17 protein-coding genes and 1 pseudogene are annotated in these 20,599 nt (G+C 67.6%); 6 read left to right on the forward strand and 12 right to left on the reverse strand.

The window, feature by feature from the left end:
* Positions 1–190 precede the first annotated feature (190 nt).
* Positions 191–325, reverse strand: coding sequence for a hypothetical protein (locus tag ACFPOB_RS12615; RefSeq protein WP_377798788.1), 135 nt, complete (start codon positions 323–325; stop codon positions 191–193).
* Positions 322–1,329: pseudogene (locus tag ACFPOB_RS12620) on the reverse strand (efflux RND transporter permease subunit); the annotation flags it as partial. The gene ACFPOB_RS12615 and the pseudogene ACFPOB_RS12620, both read right to left, overlap by 4 nt.
* 12 nt (positions 1,330–1,341) lie before the next feature.
* Between ACFPOB_RS12620 and ACFPOB_RS12625 the strand changes: the two are divergent.
* Positions 1,342–1,719 carry a M10 family metallopeptidase C-terminal domain-containing protein gene (locus tag ACFPOB_RS12625; protein ID WP_377798824.1) on the forward strand — a complete coding sequence of 126 codons (378 nt, stop codon included), beginning with the start codon at positions 1,342–1,344 and terminating at the stop codon, positions 1,717–1,719.
* A gap of 75 nt (positions 1,720–1,794) precedes the next feature.
* On the opposite strand, the gene ACFPOB_RS12630 is transcribed toward ACFPOB_RS12625, so the two are convergent.
* Together ACFPOB_RS12630 and ACFPOB_RS12635 are read right to left on the reverse strand one after the other, a co-directional pair.
* Positions 1,795–3,114: an HlyD family type I secretion periplasmic adaptor subunit gene (locus ACFPOB_RS12630; protein WP_377798790.1), complete on the reverse strand. Its 1,320-nt coding sequence runs from the start codon at positions 3,112–3,114 to the stop codon at positions 1,795–1,797.
* The gene (locus ACFPOB_RS12635; RefSeq protein WP_377798792.1) at positions 3,111–4,850 is read right to left on the reverse strand and encodes a type I secretion system permease/ATPase; all 1,740 of its coding nucleotides are present in this window, start codon (positions 4,848–4,850) and stop codon (positions 3,111–3,113) included. Before ACFPOB_RS12635 ends, ACFPOB_RS12630 begins: the two co-directional genes overlap by 4 nt.
* 311 nt (positions 4,851–5,161) lie before the next feature.
* Between ACFPOB_RS12635 and ACFPOB_RS12640 the strand changes: the two genes are divergently transcribed.
* The 3 genes from ACFPOB_RS12640 (at position 5,162) to ACFPOB_RS12650 (ending at position 9,184) form a co-directional block, all read left to right on the forward strand.
* Positions 5,162–6,181, forward strand: coding sequence for a D-cysteine desulfhydrase family protein (locus tag ACFPOB_RS12640; protein ID WP_377798794.1), 1,020 nt, complete (start codon positions 5,162–5,164; stop codon positions 6,179–6,181).
* 212 nt (positions 6,182–6,393) lie between these two features.
* Positions 6,394–7,599, forward strand: coding sequence for an ABC transporter substrate-binding protein (locus tag ACFPOB_RS12645; RefSeq protein WP_377798796.1), 1,206 nt, complete (start codon positions 6,394–6,396; stop codon positions 7,597–7,599).
* Positions 7,600–7,681: 82 nt separating this feature from the next.
* Positions 7,682–9,184, forward strand: coding sequence for an aldehyde dehydrogenase (locus ACFPOB_RS12650; protein WP_377798798.1), 1,503 nt, complete (start codon positions 7,682–7,684; stop codon positions 9,182–9,184).
* 42 nt (positions 9,185–9,226) lie between these two features.
* Here ACFPOB_RS12650 and ACFPOB_RS12655 read toward each other — a convergent pair whose 3' ends face one another.
* From ACFPOB_RS12655 to ACFPOB_RS12675, 5 genes are all read right to left on the reverse strand, one after another.
* On the reverse strand, positions 9,227–9,901 hold the full coding sequence (locus tag ACFPOB_RS12655; protein ID WP_377798800.1) for a helix-turn-helix domain-containing protein: 675 nt from the start codon (positions 9,899–9,901) through the stop codon (positions 9,227–9,229).
* 100 nt (positions 9,902–10,001) lie between these two features.
* Positions 10,002–12,188, reverse strand: coding sequence for a glycoside hydrolase (locus ACFPOB_RS12660; RefSeq protein WP_377798802.1), 2,187 nt, complete (start codon positions 12,186–12,188; stop codon positions 10,002–10,004).
* Entirely contained in the window at positions 12,185–13,183 is a 999-nt protein-coding gene (locus ACFPOB_RS12665) for a glycosyltransferase family 2 protein (protein ID WP_377798804.1), read from the reverse strand. Before ACFPOB_RS12665 ends, ACFPOB_RS12660 begins: the two co-directional genes overlap by 4 nt.
* A gap of 34 nt (positions 13,184–13,217) precedes the next feature.
* The gene (locus ACFPOB_RS12670; protein ID WP_377798806.1) at positions 13,218–14,369 is read right to left on the reverse strand and encodes a GNAT family N-acetyltransferase; all 1,152 of its coding nucleotides are present in this window, start codon (positions 14,367–14,369) and stop codon (positions 13,218–13,220) included.
* The gene (locus ACFPOB_RS12675; RefSeq protein WP_377798808.1) at positions 14,359–15,681 is read right to left on the reverse strand and encodes a lipopolysaccharide biosynthesis protein; all 1,323 of its coding nucleotides are present in this window, start codon (positions 15,679–15,681) and stop codon (positions 14,359–14,361) included. The genes ACFPOB_RS12670 and ACFPOB_RS12675 overlap by 11 nt, the downstream gene beginning before the upstream one ends.
* A 181-nt stretch (positions 15,682–15,862) precedes the next feature.
* On the opposite strand from ACFPOB_RS12675, the gene ACFPOB_RS12680 reads away from it, so the two are divergent.
* Together ACFPOB_RS12680 and ACFPOB_RS12685 are read left to right on the forward strand one after the other, a co-directional pair.
* Positions 15,863–16,588: a N5-glutamine methyltransferase family protein gene (locus ACFPOB_RS12680; RefSeq protein WP_377798809.1), complete on the forward strand. Its 726-nt coding sequence runs from the start codon at positions 15,863–15,865 to the stop codon at positions 16,586–16,588.
* Entirely contained in the window at positions 16,585–17,700 is a 1,116-nt protein-coding gene (locus ACFPOB_RS12685; protein ID WP_377798810.1) for a hypothetical protein, read from the forward strand. Before ACFPOB_RS12680 ends, ACFPOB_RS12685 begins: the two co-directional genes overlap by 4 nt.
* A gap of 45 nt (positions 17,701–17,745) precedes the next feature.
* Here ACFPOB_RS12685 and nadE read toward each other — a convergent pair whose 3' ends face one another.
* The 3 genes from nadE to ACFPOB_RS12700 are packed head-to-tail and all read right to left on the reverse strand — an operon-like array spanning position 17,746 to position 20,588.
* Positions 17,746–18,753 (reverse strand): NAD(+) synthase, encoded by a 1,008-nt coding sequence (gene nadE / locus ACFPOB_RS12690; protein WP_377798811.1) that lies wholly within the window; start codon positions 18,751–18,753, stop codon positions 17,746–17,748.
* Positions 18,750–20,297, reverse strand: a complete 1,548-nt coding sequence (locus ACFPOB_RS12695; protein WP_377798812.1) for a class I adenylate-forming enzyme family protein — start codon at positions 20,295–20,297, stop codon at positions 18,750–18,752. Before ACFPOB_RS12695 ends, nadE begins: the two co-directional genes overlap by 4 nt.
* A gap of 24 nt (positions 20,298–20,321) precedes the next feature.
* On the reverse strand, positions 20,322–20,588 hold the full coding sequence (locus tag ACFPOB_RS12700) for an acyl carrier protein (RefSeq protein ID WP_377798813.1): 267 nt from the start codon (positions 20,586–20,588) through the stop codon (positions 20,322–20,324).
* Between the last annotated feature and the right edge of the window lie 11 nt (positions 20,589–20,599).

Consider the following 20,599-nt stretch of genomic DNA (forward strand, 5'->3'; position numbering starts at 1 on the left):
CGGCACCGCCGGCCGCCTCGTCGGGCACTTCCACATCCACAACGGCGACGAGTCAGGCTTCGTCTGCGAACGCGTCTGACTTCTTCAACAGCCTGCTAGACCCCGCGCGATCCCGCGACGGATCATCCGCCTCGGGACCACGCAAGACCGCTCGGAGTGCAGCGGCTATCGCCGCCGGCACATCGCCGGGCTAGCGAAAGAACAAGTATTTGATCAGCGCGGCGATCGTCAGCAAGATCAGAACCATGAACGCGAGGTGCGTAATCCCCATGCCCCACAGCATGCCGCCAGTCATCGTTTCGTGCATTTCGTTCCCTTTCTTCACGCGACTACATTTTGCGGAACAGGCAATTGCGTGCCCGCATCTTCCGGCTTCGGCCCCGTCCTTGCCGAGAGCTGCCGACCCTTGACGAAGGCGTAGATGACGGGGATCACGACGAGTGTGAGCGCCGTCGACGAAACCATGCCGCCGTTCATCGGCACCGCGATGCGCTGCATGATCTCGGAGCCGGAGCCCGTGCTCCACAGGATCGGGACGAGACCGGCCATGATCGCGACGACGGTCATCATCTTCGGACGTACCCGCTCGACGGCGCCGACCATGATCGCCTCGTGCAGGTCGGCGCGGGTGAACGGCCTGCCTGCCGCCGCGCAGCGCGCCTGCCCTTCCTTCAGGGCCTGGTCGAGATAGATCAGCATGATGACGCCGGTTTCTGCGGCGACCCCGGCCAGCGCGATGAAGCCGACGGCGACCGCGACCGACATGTTGAAGCCGAGCCACCAGAGCAGCCAGATCCCGCCGACCAGCGCGAAGGGCAGCGACAGCATGACGATCAGCGTTTCCGCGAGCCTGCGAAAGTTGAGGTAGAGCAGCAGGAAGATGATCGCCAGCGTCACCGGGATGACGATCCTGAGCCGTGTCTCGGCACGTTCGAGATACTCGAACTGCCCGCTCCAGGAGAGGTGATAGCCCTGCGGCAGCTTCACCGCGCTGGCGACGGCCTGGCGCGCCTCCGCGACATAGCCGCCGAGATCGCGTCCGGTCATGTCGACGAAGATGTAGATCGCGAGTTCGCCGTTCTCTGTCCGGATCGAGGTCGCGCCGCGTGTCAGCTTGACCTGCGCGACCTCGCCGAGCGGCACCGTCCCGCCTGCCGCCGTCGGCACCTGCACCTCGCCGGCGATCAGCTGCGGGCTGGCGCGCATCTCGCGCGGATAGCGGATGTTGACGGTGTAGCGCTCGCGCCCTTCCACGGTCGTCGTCACGGTGTCGCCGCCGAGCGCGGTGGCGATGACGTCCTGGACGTCGCCGATCGTCAGCCCGTAGCGATCGGTGCCGCGGTGACCACGGTTGTCGGATCGGCCAACAACGATCTCCTGATCGGCGATGCCCGGGCCAACGAGCTCTCGGGCGGCGCGGGCGCCGACTGGATCAGGGGCGAAGGCGGAAACGACACCCTGACGGGCGGGGCCGGCCGGGACAGCTTCGTCTTCGCGCCCGGCTTCGGCCAGGATACGATCCGAGACTTCGTCCGCGGCGAGGACATACTCGACTTCCAGGCCTTCGCCTTGAACGTCACCGACTTCGCGTCCTGGCGTCAGACGCATATCGCCGCTTCAGGCGCCGACGCGATCGTGACCATCGAGCCCGGCCATAGCGTGACGCTCACGGGCGTGTCGGCCACCGCATTGCAGGCGAGCGATTTCCTGTTCGTCTGACGCACTTGCGGGAGCTGCCGCGAGTCGGCGGCAGCTCTCGGCCAACCCGGCACCGATCCGCCGAGCCGCCGCGGCTCATCTTTCCTTGAAAGCCTTGGCGATCTGGTCCCTGAGCGGCTTCAGGATGTATTCGAGGGGAGTGCGGTCCTCGGTCCTGACGAAGACATCGGCCTGCATGCCGGCGCCGACGCGATGGGGGGCGAGACGGGCGAGCTCCTCCGGCGCGACACCGACCCGGATCGTGTAGAAGGCGGCGCCTGTCTGCGGATCGCGGCTGGTATCGGCCGAGATGCGCGCGATTGTCCCGTTCAGCTCCGGCGTGGTGCGCTGGTTGAAGGCGTGGAGCTTCACCAGCGCGGCCCGCCCGAGGGCCAATTGGTCGATATCCGCCGGCAGGATGCGGGCCTCGACCTCCAGCCCCTCCTCGACCGGGACGATCATCATCACCGGCTCGGCCGGGGTGATCACCCCGCCGACGGTATGGACCGCGAGCTGATGCACGAAGCCGGCGCTCGGCGAGCGGATCTCGACGCGCTTCAGCTGATCCTCGGCCGCGGCACGGCGCTCGACCAGCTCGGCGCTGCGCGCCTGGATCTCACGCAGCTCCTTCATCACCTCCTCGCGCAGCGCATCCTCGATCTGGATGATCTGGAGCTGGGTCTCGCCGATCCGGCTTTCAGCCTGGGCGACGGCGGCCAGCAACTGCCCCTTCTGGCCCTCGAGGTTTGCAGCCTCCCGCTCCAGCACCGCCTTGCGGCTCAGCGAGACGAGGTTCTTTTCATAGAGCCCCCGGACGCCCAGCAACTCCTCCTCGATCAGGATCGCCTGGCGGTCCCGCGCCTCCTGCTGCGCCCGATGACCGGCGATCAGGTCCTGAAGCTGGCCGACGCGCTTGACGAGCTGCGCCTTCTGTCCCTCGCGCGACGCGCGCCGCGCCTCGAACAGGGCCTGCTCGGCGGCGACGAGCTCGGCGATCTCAGGCTCAGGCTGCCGACCAGTCAGCTCCGCCGCGACGACGATCGCCTCGCGGCGGTCCCGTTCGGCCTGGAGGCGGCCGCGCCGCGCCGCGAACTCGTCGAGCTGCTTGGTGATGACCTGAAGGTTGGCGCGGGTGACGGTATCGTCGAGCCGGATCAGGACGGCGCCCTGCTCGACGCGCGCGCCCTCGCGTACCAGGAGTTCGCCGACGACCCCGCCGGTCGGATGCTGCACCTTCCTGACATTGCCGTCGACCACGAACTGGCCGGTGGTGACGACCGCGCCCGAGAGCGTGGTGGCGACGGCCCAGATGCCGACCGTGCCGGCGAAGAGCGCGATGCTGGCGCCGCCGATCACGGACAGGCGCCGCAGCGCCCGCCGGAAATCCTGTGGGTCCTGTCCTCCCGGTTTCGTCATGACGCCACCGTCTGCCGTTGCACGCTCGGCAGGCCGCCATGCTTGAGCACCTGCTGCAGGATCTCTTCCTTCGGGCCGCAGGCCTGGATGCGGCCTTCGGCGATCATCGCGATCTGGTCGACGCCGGCGATCGCGGTCGGGCGATGCGTCACGACGATGACGATGCCGCCGCGGGTGCGAACACCCCTGACAGCCATGGTCAGCGCCTCGTCGCCGTCATGGTCGAGGTTGGAATTGGGCTCGTCGAGCACGACCAGGAAGGGATCGCCGAACAGCGCCCGCGCCAGGGCGATCCTCTGGCGCTGGCCACCCGACAGGATGGAGCCGCCCTCGCCGATGCGGGTGTCGTAGCCATTCTCGAACTTCAGGATCAGCTCATTTGCGCCGGCGGCGCGCGCCGCCGCGACGACCGCCTCGTCGGAGGCGTCGGCCTGGAAGCGGGCGATGTTCTCGGCGACGGTGCCGTCGAAGAGCTCGATGTCCTGCGGCAGATAGCCGATATGCTGCCCGAGCTCGCTCCGGCTCCACTGGTCGAGCTCCGCCCCATCCAGCCGAACCGTGCCCTTGAGCGGCCGCCAGACGCCGACCAGCGCGCGCACCAGGGTCGATTTGCCCGACGCGCTCGGGCCGATGATGCCAAGGCCCTGGCCGGCTTCGAGCTTCAGCGAAACGCCTTGCAGGATGGGTGCCTGCTGGCCGGGCGCCGCAACCAGCAACCCCTCCGCCGCAAGCTCGCGCCGTGGCCGCGGCAACGCCGTGCGCTCCCGCACGGCAAAAGCGGGAGAATCCAGCACCTGCCTCAGGCGCTTCAGACCCTCGCGCGCCCCCACGAAGCCCTTCCAGTGCGCGACCGCGATCTCGATCGGGGCCAAGGCGCGCGCGGTCAGGATCGAGGCGGCGATCATCGCTCCGCCCGAGATCTCGCCGCGGATCGCGAGATAGGCGCCGAGGCCGAGCACGGCCGATTGCAGTACCATCCGAAAGATCTTGGCGAAGGCACCGATCCCGCCGATCGCGTCCGCGCCCACCAGCCAGTCGCCGATATGGCGCCGGCTCGCCTCCTGCCATCTGCGCTCGAAGGCCGGCCCCATGCCCATCGCAGCGAGGGCCTCGGCGTTGCGGCGGCTCGATTCGGCGATCATCTGCCGCCCCATGCCGCTGGCCTGCTGCGCTGCCGTGGTCAGCCTGCTCCTGCGCTCCGCCAGCGCCGTCAATCCGAGAATCACGGCGCCTCCGGCGACGGCGAGCCAGCCGAGCCAGGGATGCAGCAGGAAGCAGCCGGCGAAGAAGAGCGGCATCCACGGCATGTCGAACAAGGCCGTCGGTCCCAGCGAAGCCAGGAAGGCACGGACCTGGTCGAGATCGCGGATCGGCTGCAGCGCCTGCTCCGGCCGGCTCCCCAGCAACGGCAGGCGCTGCGCCGCGGCAAAGGCTGAGGGCGAGACCTGCTCGTCGAAGCGGGCGCCAATCCGTGAGAGCATCCTGACCCGGATCGCGTCGAGGACGCCCTGCAGGGCGTAGGCCGCCAGCAGGAGGAGGGAGAGCCCGATCAGCGTCGGGACGCTGCGCGAGCTCAGCACCCGGTCATAGAGCTGCAGCATGTAGAACGAGCCCGACAGCATCAAAAGATTGATGCAACCGGAAAACACCCCCACCGCCGCAAGGGGGCCACGGCAAGATGACAGGGTGGAAGCGACGACCGAGACTGCCGGCATGGGAGCAGCTGGATGCATCATGACGAGCACTCCGAGCGATCGCGACGGCGGTAAGGCGCGGTAGCAAAGCGTCGCGCTTCGATTGCATCTCCGTCTGCGCGGGATGGTCGCAGGCAAAGTCCGGGCGCTGCGCCGTCATCGGGCCGCTCCCCAGGTCACCGACCAGTAGAGCCTGTCCACCCCTGCGCCATCAATGTCGCAGATGGAGTAACCCGCCGCCCCAGTCGCTGGACGCTCGGCGGGGATGCAGGATTGCTGCTGTCTTTTCCGACATCGCCAATATGGTGGAGCCAGGCGCTGTGGCGCCGGAACTCGGCAGGGGACCAGTTGGAATGACCAAGCCCGCAATGTCGTCCGAACGGACCAGGATCGCACTCGCAACGCTGCCGACGCCGTTCGAGGCGTGCATACGCCTGTCAGAGGAACTCGGGCGGCATGGCCCCGCTCCCGCGATCTGGATCAAGCGCGACGACTGCACGGGCTTCGCAGGCGGGGGCAACAAGGCCCGCAAGCTGGAATATCTCGTCGCTGACGCCTTGCAGCAGGGTGCCGACGTGCTGGTCACCATGGGGGCACTGCAATCGAACCATGCCCGCCAGACCGCCGCGGCGGCAGCGCGACATGGCCTCGGCTGCGTCTTGTTGTTGGCCGACGCGGTGGCGGACCGCAGCGAAGCCTATCACACCAACGGCAATCAACTGCTCGACCGCATCTTTGGGGCGCAGATCCGCTTCCTTGCTGCGGGAGAGGACGGCGTGGCGGTTGCGGCCGAGACGATGGCGGCATTGGCCGCAGAGGGGCGCAAGCCCTACTTCATCCCGGTCGGGGGCTCGAATGCCCTCGGCAGCCTCGCCTATCGCGAGGCGCTTCTGGAGCTCGCGGCGCAGGCGCGCGAGCAAGCCCTCGCTCTCGACCATCTCGTCGTCGCGACCGGAAGCGGAGGCACGCATGCCGGCATCCTCGCCGGCGTGGAGGACGCCGGGCTATCCTGCCGTGTGCACGGCATCAGCGTCTCGCGCTCTTCCGAGGAGGCGGGAAGCATCGTCGCTGGATTGGTCCAGGAGATCTTCGCCCTCGAAGGCCGCGAGAGGGGTGCGGTGGCGGGGCTCGAGGTCGACGATTCCCAGATCGGTCCGGGCTACGGCCAGCCGACCGCCGCCATGATCGAAGCTGTCGAGCTGGTTGCCCGCACCGAGGGGATTCTGCTCGACCCCGTCTATACCGGAAAGGCGATGGCCGGCCTGCTCGCGCTCATTCGGAGCGGCGCCATCGCTCCCGCCGAAACCGTGGTCTTCTGGCATACGGGCGGCGCCCCCGGCCTGTTCGCCTATCCGGAGGTGTTCGGGGGATAGTGTCCGCCGCGTCGGGCCACGGGCCAGTTGCTGTCGCGCGGCAGGGCACCGTGAACCGCTATGGCTGCCATATTTTTCTTCTATAGTAGAATTTCTGCGATCGAGTGCTAGCATCCCCCTGCTTCCGGCCCGCCTACGCGGGCTGGAAGCCAAGGCTACGGCCACAAGGCCGGCCGATCAGCGACCGAAACGGTCCAGGGGAGGACTTCACCATGACCATGCCTGCGCTGCGCTCTTCGCTTCTGGCTGCGGCGATGCTCGCCTGCACCTTGCCGGCGAGCGCCAATGACAAGCCGTTCCGCATCGGCGTCATCGACGACATGTCCGGCACCTTCTCGGACAATGGTGGCCCCGGCACTGCGCTGTCGGTCCGCATGGCCGTGGAGGATTTCGGTGGTTCGGTGCTGGGCCGGCCGATCGAGGTCGTGGTCGCCGACCATCAGAGCAAGCCCGATATCGGCTCGGCGCAGGCACGCCAGTTCATCGACGAGCGCGGCGTCAGCGTCATCCTGCCCGGCGGCTCGAGCTCGGTCGGCCTCGCTGTGCAGGCGGTGGCGCGCGAACGGGAGATCACCACCCTGGTCAGCGGCGGCTACGCCCCGAACTTCACCGGCAACCAGTGCTCGCCCTATGGCACGCAATGGGCGCCCTCGACGGCGGAACTCGCCAACGCGGTGGCCAAGGGCGTTGTCGACGAAGGCGGCAACAAGTGGTTCTTCCTCACCGCCGACTATGTCTTCGGCCACAATCTCGCGGCCGATGCCGGTAAGGCGGTGAAGGCCGCCGGCGGCCAGGTGCTGGGTGAGGCTCGCCACCCGCTCGGAACGGCCGATCTGTCATCGCCGCTGCTGACGGCCCAGTCCTCCGGCGCGAACGTCGTCGGCCTCGCCAATGCCGGCCCGGACCTCGTGAACTCGCTGAAGCAGATGCGCGAATTCGGCGTCAAGGCGAAGCCGGCCACCATGCTGGTCTACGAGAACAACGTCGTCGCGCTCGGATTGCCGGCGGCACAGGGGCTCAAGCTCTCCGCCCCGTTCTACTGGGACATCAACGACGCGACCCGCGCCTGGGCCAAGCGCTACATGGCGCGCTTCGACAACAAGGTCCCGACCATGGGCCATGCGCTCGCTTATATTGCCACGACGCACTACCTCAAGGCGGTCAAGGCGCTCGGCAGCGACGACGCCAAGGGCATCGCCAGGAAGATGCGCGAGCTGCCGATCACCGGCGACATGATCCAGAAGGCGCGCATCCAGGACAATGGCCGCGTCGTCATGGACATGCATCTGTTCGAGGTGAAGTCCCCCGCGGAATCGAAGAGCCCGGCCGATCTCTACAAGGTACTGGCGACGCTGCCGAGCGAGGGCCTGTTCACCCCGGCCGAACAGAGCGGCTGCCAGCATCTCTACAAGCCCTGAGCCCGGCCGATCACCCTGGCGTGTCGGCATGTGCCGGCGCGCCCAGCCCGTCAGCCTCGCGACGAAACGGACAGCCAGCACGATGACCAGCAAGACGGCACCGGCGCTCGAGCGCTTTTTCATGCATGTCGACGGCAAGGATCATGAGGCGGTCGAAGGCGGCTGGCTGGAGACCAAGAACCCCTATACCGGCAAGCCCTGGGCTCGGATTCCGCGCGCGACCGCCGCCGATGTCGACCTCGCCGTCAGGGCTGCGCACGAAGCCTTCACCGCCGGGCCCTGGTCGCGGATGAGCGCCAGCGATCGCGGCGTGCTGATGTTCCGCCTCGCCGATCTGATCGCCGCCAATGCCGAGCGCCTCGCCGATCTCGAGGTCCGCGACAATGGCAAGTTGCGCGTCGAGATGCTCGGCCAGATGAAATATCTGCCGCGCTGGTTCCAGTATTATGGCGGGCTGGCGGACAAGATCGAGGGCCATGTCACGCCGATCGACAAGGCCAACATGTTCCACTACGTCGCCTATGAGCCGCTCGGCGTCGTCGGCGCGATCACGCCCTGGAACTCGCCGCTGCTGCTCACGGTCTGGAAGCTCGCCCCGGCGCTGGCGGCCGGCAACACCGTCGTGGTCAAGCCCTCGGAATTCGCTTCGGTCTCGATGCTGGAGCTGGCGAAGCTGTTCACGCAAGCCGGTTTCCCGCCCGGAGTCGTCAACGTCGTCACAGGCTTGGGGCAGGAGGCTGGCGAGCCGCTCGTCGAGCATCCGCTGGTGGCGCGCATCGCCTTCACCGGCGGCAATGCCGGCGGCCGCAGGATTTACGAGGCTGCCGCCCGCCAGTTCAAGCGGGTCTCGCTCGAGCTCGGTGGCAAGTCGCCCAACATCGTCTTTGCCGATGCCGATATCGAGGCGGCTGTGAAGGGCGTGATCTCCGGCATCTTTGCGGCCAGCGGCCAGACCTGCATGGCCGGCTCGCGGCTGCTGGTGCAGGCCTCGATCCATGATCGCTTCCTGGACAGGCTGGTCGAAAGGATGCGCCAGGCGCGCCTCGGCGACCCCAACGACCCCGAAACCGATATCGGCCCGGTCGCGACCGAGCAGCAGCTCGCCAAGGTGCTCGACTATATCGAGATCGCCCGCCGCGATGGCGCACGATGCGTGCTGGGCGGAGAACGCAGCGCGCGCTCCGGCTGCACGCAGGGCTGGTTCGTCGAGCCGACCATCTTCGCCGGCGTCACCAACGGGATGCGGATCGCGCGCGAGGAGGTCTTCGGGCCGCTGCTCAGCGTGCTCAGCTTCGAAACCGAGGAGGAGGCGGTCGCGTTGGCGAACGATACGCCGTTCGGGCTCGCGGCCGGCGTCTGGACCAGCGATCTCGGCCGCGCCATGACCCTGCCGAAGAAGCTCAAGGCCGGCACGGTCTGGGTCAACGCCTATCGCGTGGTCAGCTATCTCGCCCCGTTCGGCGGCTTCAAGGAATCCGGGATCGGGCGCGAGAACGGCCAGGCCGCGATCATGGAATATCTCGAGCCCAAGAGCGTCTTCATCAATGCGAAGCCCGCTATCGCCAACCCGTTCACCCTGCAATAGCCGGGACGGCGACCTCCTTCGCGGGAACAGGCGGTACGCCGGTCAGGGGCGACGCACGATCACGCAGTAATAGCTGCAGCGCTCGCCCGTCTCGTTGAAGAAGCGATAGGGCTCGCGGATCTGGAAATAGAAGCTGTCGCCGGCAGCGAGACGGTGGATCGTCGCGCCGATCTCCACCGAGAGCTGGCCTTCCTGGATGATCAGATGCTTCTCGACGCTGCCTTCATAGGTCGGCAGCCAGCCCGAGGACATGCCGGGCGGAATGACGTGAAGCAGCAGCTCGACGCCCGTATCGGGATGGGCTGGCGAGAGGACATGCCGCTCGAACCCGGTCTCGGCATCGCGGAAGCTCAGGCGCTGATCGGCGCGCCTCACCGACACCGGGGCGGCGTCGCTCTCGGCGCCCATCAACCCGGAGAGCGAGGTGCCGAGCCCGCGTGCGATCCGGGTGACCACCGCGAGGGTCGGGTTCTTCTCGCCGCGCTCGACCTTGGACAGCATCGCGCGGCTGACGCCGGAGCGTTCTGCAAGCGCATCCAAGGTCAGCTTCGCGGTCCTGCGCAAGCGCCGGATGCGAGGGCCGAGCGCTGGGCCGGACGCCTCATCGCCGCTCCCGCCCTCCCGAGATCGGGCTTTGGCCGGTGAACCTGCGGCTTCCCCGGATGTCGGGACCGGCCGGTTGGGCCGGCGTGGCTCATGCCTGTTCAGAGGCCGCATCGATCGTTCTCGTCGCCGGTTCCCGCGTCGGAGCCAGCGGGATTATCGCATGCCTGCCGCTGTCGATAAACGCCGCGGCTCCATTCGGACGCCGCCGCCTTCAGGGGCTGTTCCCCTTGAACTCGAGCAGGAAATAGGTGGTCGGGCCGCTCGGCAGATCGTTGCTGAGCCGGAAGGCGACGGGGCCCGTGCCGCTCGCGGCTGGTGGCTTCACGCTCCCATCAAGGCCGATCGGCGAGAGCTGCCATTGCCGGGCGGTCCGGTCGAGCCTGAGGTCGGCATGGCCCTTGCGGATGCGCACCGGCAGCTTGCCGAAATCCTCGATCACCTTCTCGTCCCGGTCGCGGAAGACCATGTCGGTATTGCGGGCGTCGGTCGCGAAGATCACGAGGAAGCGGCTGCCCTTGGCCAGCGACGCCGGCTTGTCGAGCGAGGAGATCGCGATCAGCCCGTCGCCTTCCGCGCCGTCGATGCTGAGGGTCTTGAGCTTGACCGGCAGGCTCGCCGAGGCGAACGCGACCGCTTCGGTCGCCGGCGTCGTCAGGCGCAATTGCCGGTCGCGGCGGTTCAGGACGATCTCGCCCGTATCGCTCTGGAAGAGGCCGGCGGCGAGCTTCGTTGCATTCCCGTCCGGGAGCATGCGGCTCGCCCGAAGCTTCTCGACGATCGCCTCGGGCCGGTTCGCATCGCGCGGCTGGAGCACGGCGATCCGGTCGCCGATCCGGTCGGCGGCCTCGAGCCCGATCCTGCCGAGCAGGGCTAGCTCCGTCAGTTTTTCGGGCTCGCGGGCCTGCATGTCGGGGCTGAGATCGGCCTCGCCGCGAACGGCGAAGGGGACGGCAAGCCGCGAGGTCGCGACGTCGCCACGCCGGAACAGCAGGGCGGAGAGCGTTTCGCCGGCCCGCGCCACCGGATCGAGCGCGATCGCATAGGGCAGCATGGCGCGCTTGTGCGGGTAGGGCTCGCCATAGGAGAGCGCGATCGGGCCGTGCGCGTGCCGGCAGAGCGCATCCCAGCCCTGCAGCGCCGCATAGGCCGGGAACACCAGGCCGCCTTCATAGCGATAGCGGTTCCAGAACAGGTGGTCGTACTCGCTGACGACGAAGGGCTTGCCGAGCCAGCGGGCTGCTGCGGCCATCCGCATCGAGTTTGCGGCGTCGCCGAGTGAGCTCTGCTGAAGGAGCTTGCTGCCCGGCGCATAGCCATTGGCCCAGTCGTGATAGGTGTTCATCGTCACGACATCGAGCCCGCGCCGGCTCAGCGCAGCCTGGACCGTCGGCCAGTTGTTGTAGGTGCTGATCAGCCCCTTGTAGCCGAAGCCGCGGAGCGTCTCGCTCATCTTCGCTGCCGAGGCAGTCTCGAGCTCGGTGAAGAAGGCCTGCAGGTCACGCAGGCGCGGGCTGTCGGCATAGCGGTCCGGCGGTAGCCGGATCGAGCCGTTCTCCAGCTTTTCGGTCCAGCCGAGGCTGCCCCAGGCTTTGGCGAGCGCAGCGCTGGAGGGGTAGCGTTGCGCCAGCCATTTGTTGAACGGCGCCGCGAACATCGGATCATAGGGCGCCTTGCCACGTCGGTCGTGGACGACGCTCTCGAATTCGAGATTGTTCTCGTTGACGAGGATGACCAGCGCCAGGGCGTCGTCATGGATCGGCGTGACGCCGGTATAGGGATTGACGCGGGTGAAGAATTTTTCGGTGAACTGCTTCCAGTGCGCGAAGGCGCCGTCGTCGAGATGCAGGGCGAGCTTGAGCGTGCCGCCGGGATCCCAGCGATCGTCATGGCCGCCATAGGCCCCGCGCCAGGACGAGAGCCCGTCGATCATCCAGTAGATGCCGTTGCGCTTCAGCGCCGCCAGGAAATAGTGGATGCGGTCGAGGGTTTCCGGATCGAAGTCGAAATCGGTCTTCCGGCCGAACATCAGGCTGCCGTCGACGAAATGCAGGCGCGCCAGATTGTAGCCGTGCAATGCGAGCTGCCTGGCATAGCGGTCGGCATTGGCGCGGTCGGGGAAGCCGCCGGAGGCCGGGCTCCAGGCCAGCGAGGCGCAGGATAGGCGCGCCGGCTCGTCCGGCGCGCTGGCATAGGCCAGCCGCCCATTGGCGTTGGCGATCAGGCGACGGCTCGGCTCGATTTTCGCATTCGGCAGCATGGCCGAGAAATCCAGCGGGCTGCCCGGCCGCATCTCCAGCGAGATTTCGCGGACCGGTAGCCATTCCTCGGCGCACACGCCGGCGCCGGCCCAGCCGAGGGCGGCCGAGACGGCCAGGGCGAGCCGAAGGATGCGCTTCATCGCGTGCTCCCGATGACGCGGCTCTCGATCGGGGCATCCGGCTCCAGCCGCCGGCGCAGGAAGCCGGCCGGCAAGGCCGCGGCATGAAAGAACCAGGCGACGACGGTGTAGAGTCCCATGCCCAGCCCGCCCTTGCGCCAGCTCATCAGCGCGACGATGCCGACGAGGAGGGCAAGCACGAGCCCCAGCGCCAGGCCCTTGTTGGGCAGGAACAGCAACAGGGCGAGTGAGAACCCCCACCAGAGATAGACGGCCCCCCAGAGCCTGAGCTCGGGCAGTTCGCGCAGCAGCTGGAAGAAGTAGGGTTTGCCGAGCGAGGCGCGCAGCAATTCGCCGATGCCGTGTAGATACTTGTTCTTCCAGCGCCGCATCAGCAGCTTGTAGGAGTTCAGCGTGTGTCCGAAATGCTGCACGAAGCGCCGGTCGAGCCGGTGCAACTGCCAGCCGGCACCGCGCAGGCGGATGCCGAGGTCGAATTCCTCATAGCCGTGCAGGTTGCGGTCCGACAGATAGCCGGCTTGCTCGATCGCGCTGCGACGGTAGAGGCCGCCGCCATTCATCCGGTCGAGCGGCCCGATCCGGTTCTCGGGGGCGTTGCGCTGCACCCTTCTTGCATATTCGAGATTGGCGGTCTGCATCTCCTCGACATGGCCTGTGACACCGGCGGCCCCAGGGTTCTTCTCGAGAAAGCGGATCGCTTCGTCGAGGAAACCGGGATCGAGCAGCATGTCGCCGTCGAGCAGGCAGAGATAGTCGCCGCGCGAATGCTGGAAGCCGAGCTGCGGCCCGATCCCGCAGCTCGGGCGGGCCGGCGGCACAATCTGGGCGATCACGACGGGATAGTGCGAGGCGATCTCGATGGTGCGATCCGACGAGCCACTATCGGCGACCACGACCTCGCCCGGCACGTCGCCGAGCGCGGTCAACGCGCTCTCGATGGTCGCAGCGATGCGCTTTTCCTCGTTCAGCGTCTTGATGATGATCGAAACGGCCAAGCGGGCCTCCAGTGTCGCTGCCATCGGTGCAGCTTCAGAAATCGGTGAGCAGACGGCTCCAGCTCTCGGATGCCAGCCCGCCGATATAGATGTCGTTGCGCTGCGCGGCGTCCTTGATGTCGGCATGGCGCGTCACCAGGCAGAAATAGCCGCGATGCTTGAAGCTCAGCCAGCGCTGCCGCGAAATCGCGTTCATCATGAAGGGCTGCGCGATTCCGCCGGCGGAGGCGTAACCCTCCGCATCCAGGCTGGAGAACATCTGGCCGACGACCTCGAATTCGCGGCCGGCCGTGCAGAGCAGGTTCAGCACCGTGGCCTCCTCGCCCTTCCTGCCGAAATAGAGGAAGGCGCCGATCGGCTGCCCGCCGCGGTCGAGCACGATCCTGACATGCAGCTCGCCGAGGCCCCGATTCAGCGAAGCGACGCCGACCAGCCAGTCGAATTCCTCCCTGCTCCAGACCGGGCGCAGCGGGAAGCGGAACAGCATCGGCGTGGCGCAGGCGAAGAAGGCGTCGGGCGTGGCAGGGATCGTCCGGCAGTCCGGCACGACGGCCGGCGTTATCGAGCGCCTGCGCCGACGCAAGGCCTGGTCGAGCCAGCCGAGCGGGGCGAGGACGGCCCGCGAGCGCAGGGCTGGGGCGGCTCGGCTCCAGCCGATGGCTGCTGCCGTCAACGGCTTGAAGGCACGGCGCCATTCGAGGCTCTGGATCGGCAGGACGCTGCCGCCGCCCGCGAGGCATTGATCGGCGCTGGCCGGCGACGAGCTGTCTGAGAAGCACATCTCCTGCCGGGCGGCGTGCATCTGCCGCGCCAGCCGGGCGGCGCCGGCCGCTCCGTCCTTGCCATCGGCCATGAAGGCGCAGAGCAGCCGTGCCATGACCGGGCGACCATGCGCGCTGAACTCCATCGGCACGGCGAGGATCGCGCTGGTCACGCCATTCTCGCCCGCATGCACCATGCTGCCGTGTTCCGGCCGGTAGTGCGGGCTACCGAAGAAGACCGTCTCGAGATAGGCTTCGAGATCGGGCGCCACCGCATCCTTGCGGGCGCGGAAGGTCTTGCTGAACAACCGCGCGACGGTTGGGATGTCGCTGCGGGTCATCGGTCGAACGCTGCCGGTCCGGGCAGGCGCCTCGCCGCCGGGCGCGCCGGAGTGTTGCAGATCCGGTTGCAGCTCAGCGTCCATGCGCCATCCCGGCCTCGGGCTGCTGCTCCACGGCCCGCTCCCGGTCCCGTCGCACGATCCTCGTGAGGGCGGTCCAGGCCGCGGCGACCATCGCGATTTCGATGACATAGAACGAGACGAAGGTTCCGGTCGGCGGCGCATACCAGGTCGCGGCCGCGGCTAGGACGGCGCCGAATACGCTTCCGAGCCCCATCACAGCGGCGCGGGTCGGGTGATGGCCCGAAGCTCCCAGTGCTTCCACCGCCACGGCCCAGATCGCCAGCGGGATGACCGCCCAGCAGAGGATCCTGACGAAGGAGACGAGTGAGACATAATCCCGGCCGAAGAGGAAGGGCAGGATCGGCGCCAGCACGAAAACGGCCACTGCTGCGGCGATGCTGATCAGCGTGGCTGCGACGAGGACCTTGCGGACCCGCGGCATGGCATGTTGCAGGCCTTCCGCGGTCGCGCGGGCCGAGCCCGGATAGACCAGCCGGTTGAGCGCTTCGACCGAGAGATAGCTGCTTTCCAGCATGCGGCGGGCGACACTGTAGCTCGCGACGATCTCGGCGGTCGCGACGAGGCTGAGCACGAGCAGGTCGGCATTCTGGCGCACCGCCCGCAGGATGAAGGGTACGCTGAAATAGAGGCCGAGCGGCAGTTCTTCGCGCACGAGTCGGTACTCCGGGCGGCCGAGCCTGCGCAGGGCACGCCAGCAGATGACGGCGACCAGGACATGGCAGACGAATTGCCAGATCGCAAAGGAGGCGACGCTGGCGACGCCGAAGACGAGGCAGGCGAGCACGGCGGCGATGGTCCGTGCCAGGGCGAAGCCGACCACGACCGTGTTCGCCGAGGCGAAATCGGAATGGGCGATGAAGATCTGCTCGGCCAGCACGATCACGCGCACCAGCACGATGTTCGTCACCAGCATCAGCGTGATCACCGCGGCATTGGTCGCGGGGTCGCTGGACAGCGTGAAGAAGAAGGGCAGCAGGGCCGCGCCGATCAGGACCAATGCCAGGCCGCTCGCCGCGGTCAGGATCATGTTGTGGCCGAGCATCACCGGGTACATCGTCCGGTCGCGTGCGACGCGGCGGACGAGGCATTCCATCGCGCCGAGCCCGCACATATGGACCGCAATGTTCGAGATCGCCGTGATCGCGACGAACAGGCTGAATTCGTGGACGCCGAGAAAGCGGGCGAGGATCGCAAAGCTCAGGAGCTGTGCGGCCGAGCTGATGATCAGGCTGCCGCCGGAAGCGGCATAGGACATCAGCATCGGGAGCAAGGCTCCGCGACTGCCCGATCCTCTTGCGTTGCCCGGAGCCATCCTCTCCTGCCTTCGACATCGACCGAACGGGGCCGTCGCGATGGACCTACCATCGTCCCGGCGTCAGTAGCAGGCAAAAATAAGAGCGCAGTTAACACCGCAGGCGTGTTTCAGCAGGCGTTTACTCGCGCCGGAGTAGCGTACCGTGCGTCACAGCCGTCCAGCGACGGAAGGAGTCCCGATGTCGGGCCAAGCAGTCGATCCTATGGGCCGGAACGGGCCTCGCATGCAGCGCTTCATGAATATCGAGCTGGAGCTCGCGCCCGATGTCCTCGTGCCACGGCAGGAAACCGAGCTGCTCGGGGCACGCGCCGTCGCGATCCTGCGCGAGAATCCGCCCGGCCAGACGGTGATCGACATGTGCTGCGGCTCCGGCAATCTCGCTTTGTCGATCGCGACCGAAGTCTCTTCGGCCCGTGTCTGGGGGGCGGACCTGACCGACAGCACGGTCGCGCTCGCCCGCCGTAACGCCGAGCGCCTTGCGGTGCAGGATCGGGTCGCGATCCGGCAGGGCGATCTGTTCGATGCCCTGGCGCAGGATGGGCCCGCCGGCAGCGTGGACATGATCGTCTGCAATCCCCCCTATATCTCGACTGGCCGCCTCGAGGGCGAGAGCGCGCATCTGCTCGCGGCGGAGCCGCGCGAGGCCTTCGACGGAGGGCCCTACGGCATCTCGATCCATCAGCGCGTGATCCGCGATGCCGTTCCCTTCCTGAAACCGGGTGGCTGGCTGCTGTTCGAGTTCGGCGAAGGCCAGGACCGCCAGGCGGCGGCGCTGATCGCCCGCGCCAAGGCTTACGAGCCCGTGCGCTTCGCCCAGAACGAGGCCGGAACGCCGCGGGTCGCGCTCGTCCGCAAGCTCGTTGCCGAGCCGGTCTCCGGCGAGGTGGCGGGGCGGTCGGCATGAGTCTGGTTCGTCCCCTGGAGGCAGCCGATATTCCGGCGGTCGCAGGGCTCTTCCAGCGCGTGTTCCGCAACAGCGATGCGCCGCCGCCGGCGGCGCTCGCCACCTATCTGACACGCCATTACCTCGAAGCGCCGGGTTGCGACCCCGAGATCAGGCCGCTGGTCCATGTCTCCGGCGAGGGTGATATTTCTGGTTTCATCGGCGTCAACGCGCTGCCGATGACCCATGCAGGCCGTACGCTGCGGGCCGCGATCTGTGGGTCGCTGATGGTCGAACGCCGGGGTAGCGACCCGATGGCCGGCGCCAGGCTCCTCAAGACCTTCCTGGCCGGGCCGCAGGACCTCTCCTTCAGCGAGACGGCGAGCGAGGTCTCTGCCCAGATGTGGACGAAGCTGCGCGGCGTGGCGCTGCCGCAATACAGTCTCGACTGGGTCCGCATCATCCGGCCCTCGGCCTTCATGCTCGCGCTGGCGTCCGGCCGGGTCGGCGCGGCGCGGCTGCTATCCCCGCTCGCCGGGCTCGTCGATCGCCGTCTGCGCGGGAAGATGCAGGAGAACGACCTGCGCTGGTCCGGCGTGCCGGAGAGCTGGACCGTCAAGGGCGGCCTCAAGGTCGCCGAGATCGATCAGGCCGGCTTTACGGGCCTCGTCGAGCCGCTGACCCGGCAATTCGCGCTTCGCCCGGACTGGAGCGCCGAGCAGCTCGCCCACATCATCGCCGAAGCCGCCGGCAAGCCGGAGCATGGCGAAGTGGTGCTCGCCTCGGTCTCGACACCAGGCGGGGCGCCGATCGGGGCCTTCTTCTACCATCTGCGCCCGGGCCGCATCGCCCAGGTGCTGCAGATCCTCGCGGTGCCGGGTCAGGCGGGGCCCGTGATCGACTGCCTGATCGGCGATGCGGCAAGGCGCGGCGCCGCTGGATTGCGCGGCCGCACGCAGCCAGCCCTGCTGGAGGCGATGCTGGGGCGTCGCATCGCCTTCACCCATCTCGCCTCGACTGTCGTGCATGCGCGCGAGCAGGCGCTGGTCGCCCCCTTCCGGGCCGGCCAGGGCTTCTTCAACGGCCTCGCGGGCGAGAATTGGAGCCGGCTGGTCGGCGGACGCTTCGAGTAGGGCGCAGGGCCGACACGGAGATCACCCGAGCCGGCGGTTCCGGTCTCAGCCTGCGATCTCCGCCACCGGCTCGACCAGTTGCGGTTCGAGATGCAGATAGCGCGTCGCCCGTCGCTTGGCGGCGATGTCGGCAAAGACGCGCTCGACCTCGACCGTGCTCAGCTTCGTCGCAGCGCCGACCTGTTCGGCCGAGAGGCCGTTGTTGAGCCCGTAAAGGCACAGATCCATGCGGTCATAGGGCAGGGAGAAGTAGAACTCCTCCTGCGTCTGTTCGAGCGAATAGGTGTCGGTGGTCGGTGGCCGGCGGCGGATTTCCTCGGGGATGCCGAGATCGGCGGCGAGCGCATAGACCTGGCTCTTGTAGAGATGCGCGATCGGCTTCACATCCGCCGCTCCGTCGCCGTTCTTGACGAAGAAACCCTGGTCGTATTCCAGCCGGTTCGGCGTGCCGAGCACGGCGAAGTTCAGCCGGTCGGCATGGTAGTACTCGATCTGCTTGCGGGTGCGCTGCTTCATGTTGGTGGCGGCGACGATGCCGAGATAGACGGCGGGCGGCATGCGCAGCTTCGTCCGGTTGCCGGCGGGATCCTGCACCACCAGCGAGGAGATGTTGTAGCCTTCGCCGGCGAGCGAATTGGCGATGACGATCTTCGAGGCCCAGCCCGCCCCGTATTCCGGCACCAGCTCGCGGATGAAGCCGTCGCGCCGCTCATAGCAGCCCATGGCCTGCAGGCTCGGCCCGATATCCTCGACCACCGCCGCGACGCCGAAGGTCTCGGCGACCAGCCGGCCGAGCCTGAGGCTCTCGGGATCGGAATCGTTCTCCGGCATGAACAGGCAGAAGACGTTCTTGGCGCCGACCGCGCGCACCGCCAGCGCCACCGAGACGCTGGAATCGATGCCGCCGGACAGGCCGAGAACCAGCCCCCGCTTGCGCATGCCGCGCAATTGCGTGCGCAGGCCGGCGACGATCCGTTCGATCTCGGCCGCGCCGTCGATCTTCAGCGTCTCTGCCGAGAAGGCGACGCTCTTGGGGACAGGGGCGATGTTCATTCCGCTGCTCCCAGCGTTTCGGCGGCCAGCCTGCGGCTGACCTTGCCGGTGTCGGTCTTCGGCAGCTCGCTGCGGAATTCCACGATCTTCGGTACCATGAAGTCCTCGAGATGGGCGGCGCAATGGCGGATGATGTCGCGTTCGCTCAGACTCTCGTCCGAACGGACCACGAGTGCCGCGATGGCATGGCCGAGTACCGGATCGGCGACGCCCATCACCACGGCTTCCGCGATGCCGGGATGGGCGTGAAGGACGGTCTCGACCTCCTTGGGAGCGACCTTCTCGCCGCGCGTCTTGATGATGTCGTCTTTGCGGCCGACAAAATAGAGGAAACCGTCCGCGTCGGTCTGGAAGAGATCGCCGGTATGCAGCCGCTTCTCCCAAGGATGGGGACCCGGGCGCAGCATCTGCGTGGTCGCGGCGTCGTTGCGCCAGTAGCCCTGCATGACATGCGGGCCGCGGATGACGAGCTCGCCGGCGACGCCCGGGGGCACCCGATTGCCGTCATCGTCGACGACGAGCGCTTCGGTGTTCGGGATGGCGATGCCGACCGAGCCCGGCCGGCGGTCGAGCTCTTCCGGCGGCAGGTAGGTACAGCGCTTGCACTCGGTGAGCCCGTACATCGAATAGACCCGCACGCCTGGGAGAAGCTCGCGCAGCCGGGCGATATGGACCGGCGGCAGTGCCGCGGCGGTGTTGGAGATGTAGCGCAGGCTCGGCAGGAAGCCGGGTTCGAGATCGCGCATCTGCAGGATCAGCGCCGCCATGGTCGGCACCAGCGGGAAGCCGGTGACCTTCTCGGTGCGGATGCGCTCGAAGATCGCCTGCGGGAAGGCGAACGACTTCTCGAGGACGAGGGTCGCGCCGAGCCGCATCGCCATCAGCAGCTGGTAGAGCCCGTAGTCGAAGGCCAGCGGCAGCACGTTGAGGATGATGTCGCCCGGCGTGTTCTGCAGATAGGTGGTGATCGACTCCGCTGCCGCATCGATGTTGCGGTGGGTCATCATCACGCCCTTGGGGCGGCCGGTGGAGCCCGAGGTGTAGATCAGCATGGCGAGATCGATGTCGATCCCGCCATGCGCGACCGGGGTAGGCTCGGCCGTCAGGCACGCCTCGAAATCTGCCGCGCCTTCGATCGCCTGGCCGGGAGCGACCTGCGCCGCGGCGACGAAGAGCCGCCGGCCGGTACTCGCAGCGCGCGCCTGCGTCACGACCGGCATCAGCCGTGCCTGTGTCAGGATCGCGGCGGCCTCGCAATCGTCGATGATGTAGGCGAGCTTGTCGGCCTTGGTGGAGGAATTGATCGGGCTGAAGGTCGCGCCGGCCTTCAAGATCGCGAAGATCGAGACGGCCGCTTCCCAGCAATTGTCCATGAAGACGAGCACGCGGTCGCCGCGCCTCACGTCGTTGGCGGCAAGCGCCGTGGCGAGCCGGCTGGAAAGCGCGTCGAGCTCTGCATAGCTCAGCCGCTTGCGGTCGGTGACCAGCGCGGTCTTGGTGCCATGCGCTCTGGCGCTGTTGATGACGAAGTGCTCGACGCGCATCTGCCCGGTATCCCGCCCTGCCTGTTACGCCGACGCGGGCGCCGCGGTCTTCGCGGTGATGAAGGCCGTGATGCGCGCGAGAGAATCGAAATTGGCCGGCATGATGTCGGCGTCGGCGACGGTGATGCCGTAGCGATCCTCGATGAAGGCGACGAGCTCGAGCACGCCGGTGGAGTCGATGATGCCGTTCTCGATCAGCGAGTCTGTGTCGGCGAGCGGATTGCCGGTGTCGCCGAACAGAAAATTCTCGATGACGAAGGCCTTCACCGCGTCCCTGATCGTATCGCTCATGTCAGTTCCTT

This window comes from Allobosea eneae (genome assembly GCF_042657265.1).
GTDB classification, from domain to species: Bacteria; Pseudomonadota; Alphaproteobacteria; order Rhizobiales; family Beijerinckiaceae; genus Allobosea; species Allobosea eneae.

Coding starts and splice junctions, on each gene's coding strand:
- ACFPOB_RS12640 (WP_377798794.1), top strand. CDS start 5,162: ATGACCAAGCCCGCAATGTCGTCCGAACGGACCAGGATCGCACTCGCA.
- ACFPOB_RS12700 (WP_377798813.1), bottom strand. CDS start 20,588: ATGAGCGATACGATCAGGGACGCGGTGAAGGCCTTCGTCATCGAGAAT.
- ACFPOB_RS12675 (WP_377798808.1), bottom strand. CDS start 15,681: ATGGCTCCGGGCAACGCAAGAGGATCGGGCAGTCGCGGAGCCTTGCTC.
- ACFPOB_RS12630 (WP_377798790.1), bottom strand. CDS start 3,114: ATGACGAAACCGGGAGGACAGGACCCACAGGATTTCCGGCGGGCGCTG.
- nadE (WP_377798811.1), bottom strand. CDS start 18,753: ATGAACATCGCCCCTGTCCCCAAGAGCGTCGCCTTCTCGGCAGAGACG.
- ACFPOB_RS12685 (WP_377798810.1), top strand. CDS start 16,585: ATGAGTCTGGTTCGTCCCCTGGAGGCAGCCGATATTCCGGCGGTCGCA.
- ACFPOB_RS12650 (WP_377798798.1), top strand. CDS start 7,682: ATGACCAGCAAGACGGCACCGGCGCTCGAGCGCTTTTTCATGCATGTC.
- ACFPOB_RS12660 (WP_377798802.1), bottom strand. CDS start 12,188: ATGAAGCGCATCCTTCGGCTCGCCCTGGCCGTCTCGGCCGCCCTCGGC.
- ACFPOB_RS12670 (WP_377798806.1), bottom strand. CDS start 14,369: ATGGACGCTGAGCTGCAACCGGATCTGCAACACTCCGGCGCGCCCGGC.
- ACFPOB_RS12655 (WP_377798800.1), bottom strand. CDS start 9,901: ATGCGGCCTCTGAACAGGCATGAGCCACGCCGGCCCAACCGGCCGGTC.
- ACFPOB_RS12695 (WP_377798812.1), bottom strand. CDS start 20,297: ATGCGCGTCGAGCACTTCGTCATCAACAGCGCCAGAGCGCATGGCACC.
- ACFPOB_RS12680 (WP_377798809.1), top strand. CDS start 15,863: ATGTCGGGCCAAGCAGTCGATCCTATGGGCCGGAACGGGCCTCGCATG.
- ACFPOB_RS12635 (WP_377798792.1), bottom strand. CDS start 4,850: ATGATGCATCCAGCTGCTCCCATGCCGGCAGTCTCGGTCGTCGCTTCC.
- ACFPOB_RS12645 (WP_377798796.1), top strand. CDS start 6,394: ATGACCATGCCTGCGCTGCGCTCTTCGCTTCTGGCTGCGGCGATGCTC.